Source organism: Paenibacillus sp. LHD-38, from assembly GCF_031157315.1.
In the GTDB taxonomy this organism is placed as follows: Bacteria; Bacillota; Bacilli; order Paenibacillales; family Paenibacillaceae; genus Pristimantibacillus.
Map to the genome: position 1 here is coordinate 279,251 of NZ_JAVIFU010000002.1, position 7,692 is coordinate 286,942.

At 41.2% G+C, this 7,692-nt stretch carries 7 protein-coding genes; 2 read left to right on the forward strand and 5 right to left on the reverse strand.

What is annotated here, in order from left to right; translation table 11 throughout:
• Nucleotides 1-93: 93 nt before the first annotated feature.
• From RCO25_RS03365 to RCO25_RS03375, 3 genes are all read right to left on the reverse strand, one after another.
• Nucleotides 94-2,346, reverse strand: a complete 2,253-nt coding sequence (locus RCO25_RS03365) for a helix-turn-helix domain-containing protein (protein ID WP_308994718.1) — start codon at nucleotides 2,344-2,346, stop codon at nucleotides 94-96.
• A gap of 226 nt (nucleotides 2,347-2,572) precedes the next feature.
• The gene (locus RCO25_RS03370; protein ID WP_308994719.1) at nucleotides 2,573-3,070 is read right to left on the reverse strand and encodes a hypothetical protein; all 498 of its coding nucleotides are present in this window, start codon (nucleotides 3,068-3,070) and stop codon (nucleotides 2,573-2,575) included.
• A 145-nt stretch (nucleotides 3,071-3,215) separates the two neighbouring features.
• Nucleotides 3,216-3,611: an RDD family protein gene (locus RCO25_RS03375; protein WP_308994720.1), complete on the reverse strand. Its 396-nt coding sequence runs from the start codon at nucleotides 3,609-3,611 to the stop codon at nucleotides 3,216-3,218.
• Between the two features lie 195 nt (nucleotides 3,612-3,806).
• Here RCO25_RS03375 and RCO25_RS03380 point away from each other — a divergent pair, with 195 nt between their 5' ends.
• Nucleotides 3,807-4,322 (forward strand): hypothetical protein, encoded by a 516-nt coding sequence (locus RCO25_RS03380; protein ID WP_308994721.1) that lies wholly within the window; start codon nucleotides 3,807-3,809, stop codon nucleotides 4,320-4,322.
• An 82-nt stretch (nucleotides 4,323-4,404) separates the two neighbouring features.
• Here RCO25_RS03380 and RCO25_RS03385 read toward each other — a convergent pair whose 3' ends face one another.
• Nucleotides 4,405-4,680 carry a hypothetical protein gene (locus RCO25_RS03385; protein WP_308994722.1) on the reverse strand — a complete coding sequence of 92 codons (276 nt, stop codon included), beginning with the start codon at nucleotides 4,678-4,680 and terminating at the stop codon, nucleotides 4,405-4,407.
• 188 nt (nucleotides 4,681-4,868) lie between these two features.
• Between RCO25_RS03385 and RCO25_RS03390 the strand changes: the two genes are divergently transcribed.
• Nucleotides 4,869-5,048 carry an H-type small acid-soluble spore protein gene (locus RCO25_RS03390; protein WP_308994739.1) on the forward strand — a complete coding sequence of 60 codons (180 nt, stop codon included), beginning with the start codon at nucleotides 4,869-4,871 and terminating at the stop codon, nucleotides 5,046-5,048.
• Between the two features lie 121 nt (nucleotides 5,049-5,169).
• On the opposite strand, the gene RCO25_RS03395 is transcribed toward RCO25_RS03390, so the two are convergent.
• Nucleotides 5,170-7,287: a right-handed parallel beta-helix repeat-containing protein gene (locus RCO25_RS03395; RefSeq protein ID WP_308994723.1), complete on the reverse strand. Its 2,118-nt coding sequence runs from the start codon at nucleotides 7,285-7,287 to the stop codon at nucleotides 5,170-5,172.
• Between the last annotated feature and the right edge of the window lie 405 nt (nucleotides 7,288-7,692).

Consider the following 7,692-nt stretch of genomic DNA (forward strand, 5'->3'; position numbering starts at 1 on the left):
TCAAGCTGCAATAAACTAGTTTCTTATCGATAAACCCCGTTGTTTTTTACCATATTGTGGATGACTCAACCATACTCGTATACTAAACTATTTTCAAAAAGTCCCGGTTTGATTGGGTTTTCCCGGCTTTAGCTTCAATCTTCTGTAGTCGCCGGGCGTTACTCCGATCACCCGCTTAAATACCCTGCCGAACGTAATTGAGTTGGCATAACCAACCTGAAGCGCGATGCTTTGTACCGAATCCTCGGTTTCGGCAAGCAACCCCTCCGCATGCTCCATGCGCAGCTGCACGATGAAGTCCACGAATTTCATATTAAACTCCTCTTTAAACAGATAGCTCGCATATTTGGCCGAGATATGAAAACGATCGCTTAAATGCTTTAAAGACAAATCCGGATTCGCGAAATTTTCTTCGATATAAGCCTTCATTTCGGTGATCATTGCATGATGGTTTTTGGTCTCGCAAAAAGCAACGTAGTGATGATACATCTCGGTTAAATACGCAAGAAACAAACTGCGCAGATCTGTTAGCGACTGCGTATCATCCACCGTTTGCTTCCATTGCTCGGCTTTTTCCCCTTTAAAATACGCTTGCAATTCCTCTGAAATGCTCCCTAGCTCGCTGCCCAGCATGTCCATCATCGTTTGCAGCAGCATTCTTATATCTTCATCCTTCAAGCAATCGGCTTCCAATGATTCGAATATTTGCTCCAAATGCTCACGCCACTGGCCCGTCGAAAGCCGGAATTCCCTTACTAAATCCGCTGCTTGCTGAATATACTTATACGATTTTTTCCCTGCGTTCCTAGGCAGGTCATCACTCATAATGACAGCTTCCTTGCTGAGCGACAATTTATGAAGCATTGCATTTACGGCTGATTTGTAGGATATGCCGATAGTTGCCCAGCCCTTCAGAACAGGCCCGATTCCGAATAACAAGGAAATGCGGAGATTTTCGGACACCCATTCGCCTCCTTTTTCGGCAAATTGACGGATGTACTCCTTTGCAGCTTGCATGTCTTTGACGGTACCAATAATGATCCCCATCCGGCTTTCTCCGATCCATTCTGCCCAGGCAAACATTCCTTCATCCCGGGCAAGCTCCTGCAATACGTTAGACAACGCAAATTTTAACGTATGCTGATCTCTTTCCGAAAAACCGCTGCGGAAATTCCCGTAGTGTCCAATCTCCACCATGATAAAAGCAAACTGCTCCAGCTTTATTCCCGCAGACAGAAGCTTTAGCTTCAACAGTCGATCCTCCACATTTGCAGACTCTTCACCTTGAACAAGATCATAAAATAGCTGCTTCCTGCCGGCCAGTAAGTGATCATTCTGCTCTTTTTCGTAATCGTCTTTCTGTTGAATTAAATTTTCCAGCGTACGGTCAATGAGAGTCAGCTCATCCATTTTCAAACCGAGCCCGTCATTGCGAAGCTGGATCGATTCGATCCGGTTCATCATCACGCGGATAGGTTTATAATTTTTGCGAGTAATATACAAGATATAAACGATTGCGAATACAACTGTCAGCACGCCGATGACAACCCAGACGTAAGAAATGACAGAAACCCATAAAAAGAGCTGTCCCGCTGCGATACCGCTTTCGAAATTCCAGCCGAGCATTTCTAATTCAACCTTGTTGAGAACCTTTCCGTCTTCTTCCTCTGCATTCATCGTCGAAAAGAGCATTTGGCCAGCCTTATCGCGAATATGCAGAAACGTGACGGAATCATTTTTCATCGATTGGATCATTCTTTCAACCGCATACATATCTACATTGATGACAACAAGTCCTTCCGTTCCAAACGGGAGCGGCTCTCTCTTGTACATGGAAATGACCTTTTTATCGTTCTCCATGCTTAGCTCATGATAAGGACGAATGGGCGACCAGCCCTGATAGGAGACGTTGGCGAGCGCATCCTCGAGAAATTCTCTATCCGCAAAATCATCCCACGGCACGAGACCGCTGAGTGTCAACACCTGCTTGTCTTCTATGCGATAAACATACATCGAGTCAATCAGGCTGTCATTTGCGATCAGACCGCGCATGCTGTCTACCACCTCGAAAATAACCTCATGATTTGAGGTTGTCCGCTCTATATTCAAAAAATTGCGGTATTGATCGTTCTTTTCCACTTCTTCAAGCACATCCGTCTCAATCCCTTTTAAAGAACGAGATAATGTATCCATGATATAACCGGTTGAAATACGGTCAGCCTTTACCGTTTCATTATGAGAGATTTCATTTACCATGAGGAAAGATAAAAACGTCAGCATCGTTATCGTAAATAAGAAAATAGGGAAATAAGAAAGCAGCATTCGGCGGTACCAACTCTTTTTCATAACCATCACTCCTCTTCTAGACAAACCGGAAAGCTAGCAAACATTTTAATATAATGGAATTGATCCTTATCCTCATAAAAGTAAGGTAAGCGCTTTCTCTACTTATTCTAAAAGATTCATACCTGCAAAGCAATCCATGCCGAGCTATTATTCCGCACAAAAAAAGGCCCGAATGAAAGACACTTGTTGCTTGCGTCTTCCATTCGGGCCTTCGTTTATAAATCCCCTATTCGCCTCCGGCTTGCTTGTCAAACCAGTTATAAAAATACTGGTTGATATATTGGCCGGCAAGCAGGAACGGGAGTGTGTCATCTTCATTAAATGACTCTTTGCCTTTAATATTGAAATATAACCAAAGCGCCAGTCCTTCCGCGAACGCGCCGGTATGAAAATCCGTTCCATTCAGCAATTTGGATATGGCGGACATACAATCCTCAAACGCCGCTTCACCTGCTGGATGAAGCGCTTGGAGCTTTATTTTCAGATAGGAATAAATATAAGGAAACTCCTTGCTCCCCGCTAATGCTGAGCTGAAAAGCGCTGTCGAGACAGCAGCGGTCATAATACCCGACTTCCACTGCTCTGCATGTTCTTTCAAGGAAACATCTTCCCGGAATCGTTCAAGAAGATCATTATACAGCGTATCCTTTAAGGAAAAAATCTCCGCATATAAACGACGTGAGTTTTGCTTCAGTGAAGTCTCTCCGTTCTTGTGCTCGATCATGTAATCCCCGCTTTCCTATGTCTTCGGCAACGTAACACCTCTTCTAGTTTACTTCAAACAAATTATAGAATGCAAAAATAGATTTAATAAGACAACAAAAAAAGCTCGCTGCAAATTCATGCAGCAAGCTTTTTTAGAAGCATAGCTAATTCCCCAACACGACTTCCGTCCCTGCAATAAAATCATGAATCGCCCGTTTATCCTCACGCAGCCCAACCATAAATGCGCTGATGATAACCCCGATTCCAAGCGTTAAAGAATACACAAGCCCGCCTACGACATTTCGCAGCAGCATCGTGCCGATTCCTGGACTTGAGCCGTCAAGCTTCCGAATTTGAATGCCGCAAATCCTCTTGCCGACCGTATAACCGTTCCAAAAAACCGGAAGCAGCAGCGTGTAGAGGAAGGATATAATGTCCGTGAAATACTCCCTTCCGTCAAGTCCGCCGGTAATCAGCAAAGAAATAATAAACAACGGGACACCGACAATTAATCCGTCCAACAAGGAAGCGCCTAACCGGATCCAGAAGCCAGCATTCATACGTGCAACTCCTCCTGTAACTAATCAAATTGATGATCACCAACAAGGCATTCACTCATCAAATAAGGTATATGTTAGCTTCATCCGGATGATTACCTTGCCATCGTATCTTATTTAATTGATATGGAAATCCTCTTATAAGGCGCAACGAAAAACGCATGACGCTTACTATGAATAAAGGAGGAAAATTTGCTAGTGAATTCCAACAAGGACCTTTTAATAAAAAAAGCTTTTGCCAATCCAAGATTGAGGCAAAATATTGTTAACAAAGGCATCATCTACCTCTATTGCGACTACTCTGGTTTCTTTGCTCAAAACAATTATGCCGTAGCATGCTGCTTTGTCTACAACAGAAATATAAAGGTTACCGCTAAAAGGCTCGAAATTGAAAGTGAACGAGGCTCGAATTACGGAGAATTACTCGCGATCCTTTACAGCCTGGAAATTCTATCAGATGCGTTAACCGAGCATCAACCAAAACTCGCTTACATTTACACGGATTTTAGCCGCATCGAACAAGTCTTATCGAGTCAGTACTTCTCAAATCTGCATTATGAACAAGTAAGAAATGAAATTGTAGCATGTCTAAATCATATACACCGGATGTATCCTTTGGTGAACGTGAAAGTAAAATACATAGGTAAACATAAACATAATAACTCACTCCACCGAATGGCCCATAATGCTTCCAGGCTTGCCGCGATGGAGTAAGAAAATATGGATGAGCATACGAGAATAAAATAGAGCCAACGGAATAATCCGAAGGCTCTTTGATCTGTATAAGCTTTATTTTTTATTGAAGAGGATTGTTTTGAAGAGCCATTGCTGCATCTTGAGCCTGCTGCAGCTTTTGTTGAGCCTGCTGAACGTCCTGATGCTCCCGTTTGACCTGTTGTTGCGCTTGCAATACTTGTTGCGTTTCTGCTTGCAGCAGTTGTTCCGCTTCTAATAATTCTTGATTTTCTTCTTGCAGTTTCTGATGTGCAATTTGAACTTCTAGCTGCGCTTGTTGTAATTTTTGATTCTCCTGAAGATCGGCAGCGATCTGCTGTAGATTTCGATTTACCATTAAGTATGCCTCCCATCATTATTGTTATTGTCCTGAATTGACCAATAATTATGGTGCTCTAAATCATGCTTTTCTATGCTGTAGCTTTCATTTCATGACGAGTTATGTTCAGGAAGTAACCTTAAGCAGGAATAAAATAACGAACTGATAGCGATACTACTTAAGATCAAAAAATGAAGGAGACTATGATGAATAAACAACGAGCAATTGAAATTTCCGAATCACCGATAATGGAAAATGTAACTTATCAAGGAACTCCGGTATATATTCAGCATGTGAATGAAAATGATACCGCGAGGATATATCCCCTTGGTCAATCCGATCAAGAAATTACGGTTTCGTTAGAAAGCCTGATTGAGAACTTCTAATCGAGCTATGTATCTCAAAACATTGAAAATCTTCTTGCTTGTATCCCAGACCTATTTCCGTACAGTCGCCGTTAACAAAAAAATAACCAAACCACCTATATAGCGGTGGTTTGGTTATTTTTTAATTCAGAAGCAACTTATTGTTTTTATTACTATCATTACTTTTTAAGTCTAGCTTCGCGTTGTATAAGGTGTTGTTTTCAATGACGTATGGTGCGCTGTCTGTGCCCGCGTTGGATGTGTGGATGCCGCTTACAGCTAAATTGGTTTGGAACGTATTCTCTTTTACAACGACATTGAAGATTTTTGTAAGTTTAGGGTAGCCGTATGGCCCAAACTTCATAAAAGGGGTAGATGCCGCAGATAATTGATTTGCGGTGAATGTGTTGTTCAAAAAGTTTATTTTATCCGTACCCAACACATACACAGCAGCAGCATATCCGATTTTATCTGTCAGAACAAAATTCGAGTTTTGTACGATGACCTCCATTTTATCCCCGTACATGTTTTCGACGTTCAATAAACTGTTTTTTCCTGTGATATCACAATCATCAAGTGAATATTTGCCGGAACGACTAATGGATAGGCCTGCTGTATCCAGTGTGCAATTATAATATTTTCCTGAAGTCAATAACGTCTTTTGTTTGCCATCATTGTCAATGACTAAGTTTTCGTATATGTTATCATCTGATCCATAACCGAAAATGATACTGTTCGCTGCGCTGGCGCCTGTGATCGTTACGTTTTTAAGAAGAGCGGTTTTTTTTCCTAGGTACAGCGCTCCCTCCTTATTTGTTCCGCTGAGGGTGATATTGATATTGGTTGCTTTTGTACCTGCTTTTTCGCCTAAAGTTAGACTCGTGTCGATTAAGGTTGCGTTATCGAACTCAATATTTCCTCCGAGCAATTTTACTTGCGCGTTTTTAAACGAATTGCCTGTGGCTTTGATATTTTGAGGCAGCAAGGTGAGTCCAGAACCATCGAATTTATTGTTATTGACGGTCGATCTCTGATAATCTTCGTGAATATGAACGCCAACATGGCCAGGCACATCACCACGTATAAAATTGTTGTCTTCAATTATCGCTCCTTCTCCGTAAGCCAGTACAATTTGAATTTTGTTGGCATTAAACTCGTTACCTTTGATAAGGTGGTTGATGGCAGGGAAGAATCCTGGTTCGATGTCAATGCCTGACATTGGGGCAGTCCCGCGCGTGTGATGGATCTTGTTGTTTAAAATTTGGACTTCTTCGCCTCCAGCTGTAATTCCCTGTCTGCGATTATAACCAATATCATTATTTTGAATGATAATATTTTTGCTGTTATCTATCGTCATTCGGTTCACATTTACATTTTTAACAGAAGAAGCATTGAAGACCACTCGGAAATAATCAGCGCCATCTGGAATGTTAGAGCCAATGAAGTACGCTTTGCGTTCTTTTTCACATGAAATAAAGCTGTTATTCGATCGGTAATAACAAATGTCATAAGTGTCGGATGTGAGACCTTTAGGAAGCCACATATGGACATTTCGGTGTGTTTTGTAGGCTTTGTTGTCAAAATTCGTTTGTGTTCTTCCTACGGAGCGAATCTTGCCTTTAGCAGGTATAGGCTTACCGTTTTCATCTAAACTACCTTGCTCTAGAAATGGTGTTGTTATGTAAGATCCTGCGATGGTGACACCGCCAATGAAGATACCGTCTCCCGTCATTTTTTCAATTTTCATATTCTCGACAATGACATTTTCAGCGCCAGAGATATTAATGCCATATCCCCATTCGTGAGTACCTCCTGTATAGAGTCCTTTTTTAGAATAATCATGTGTATCGCGATCTCCTCGCAATGTGCCTCCTCTAACAATGGCGTTCTTGACATCAGAACCCATGTAGATCACATCATATATTTCCAAACTATTCTTTTCTTTTTGGAAAATTGCGTTTTTATCCAACTCTAAAACCATATTGCTTACCATATTGATACGTTTCCCCGCAGCGATTAAATAAGTGCCGCTTGGGACTTTAAATGTCGTTTTCCCGTTTGTTTTTGCCCACTGCAAAGCGTTGTTCAGTCCTGTTGTCGTTTCCATGGAATGGGTACCATCATTGTAAATTTTCCACTTTTTGAGTTCCAGGTTGTATACGCTTGAATCGCTTGCAAAGGCAGAATGTAAACTAAAAGCTTGTGCAGTCAAAAAAACAGCGAAAAATAACACGATAAAATTAAATTTAATGCTAATCACCCCTCTCTATAAGGATTATACTTTTCTTTGAAATTGTCAATATTTTTATTCATATACTTATTATGTATATTCGGGTTAGGATTCACTTGGCATCTGTTTTTGCGCGCGGTTCGTAGCAATAATGCGCATATATGTATCAATAATAATCCCTAAAAGGTGGTAATCATCAATTGTGGATTTGGACATCGAAATTGAGTCTGTTTGCTCCTCTACCTTTTATTTTAATACTTCTATATTAATCTACTATAAGACTAAATAACTAAAAAAGCCCCCGAATGAGGAGAGTCCTGCAAAACGAATACAGTTTCTGTAAAATGGAGCCCAGTACCCTGTTGGTACTGGGTTTGTTGTATAATGGAAGAAAAGTAAAAGCGAGATGAGCCTGTTGTTGCATGCCGGTAAACA

What these genes read in the sequence shown, in the direction of transcription:
- RCO25_RS03365 (WP_308994718.1), bottom strand. Translation starts at nt 2,346, where the DNA reads ATGAAAAAGAGTTGGTACCGCCGAATGCTGCTTTCTTATTTCCCTATT.
- RCO25_RS03370 (WP_308994719.1), bottom strand. Translation starts at nt 3,070, where the DNA reads ATGATCGAGCACAAGAACGGAGAGACTTCACTGAAGCAAAACTCACGT.
- RCO25_RS03375 (WP_308994720.1), bottom strand. Translation starts at nt 3,611, where the DNA reads ATGAATGCTGGCTTCTGGATCCGGTTAGGCGCTTCCTTGTTGGACGGA.
- RCO25_RS03385 (WP_308994722.1), bottom strand. Translation starts at nt 4,680, where the DNA reads ATGGTAAATCGAAATCTACAGCAGATCGCTGCCGATCTTCAGGAGAAT.
- RCO25_RS03390 (WP_308994739.1), top strand. Translation starts at nt 4,869, where the DNA reads ATGAATAAACAACGAGCAATTGAAATTTCCGAATCACCGATAATGGAA.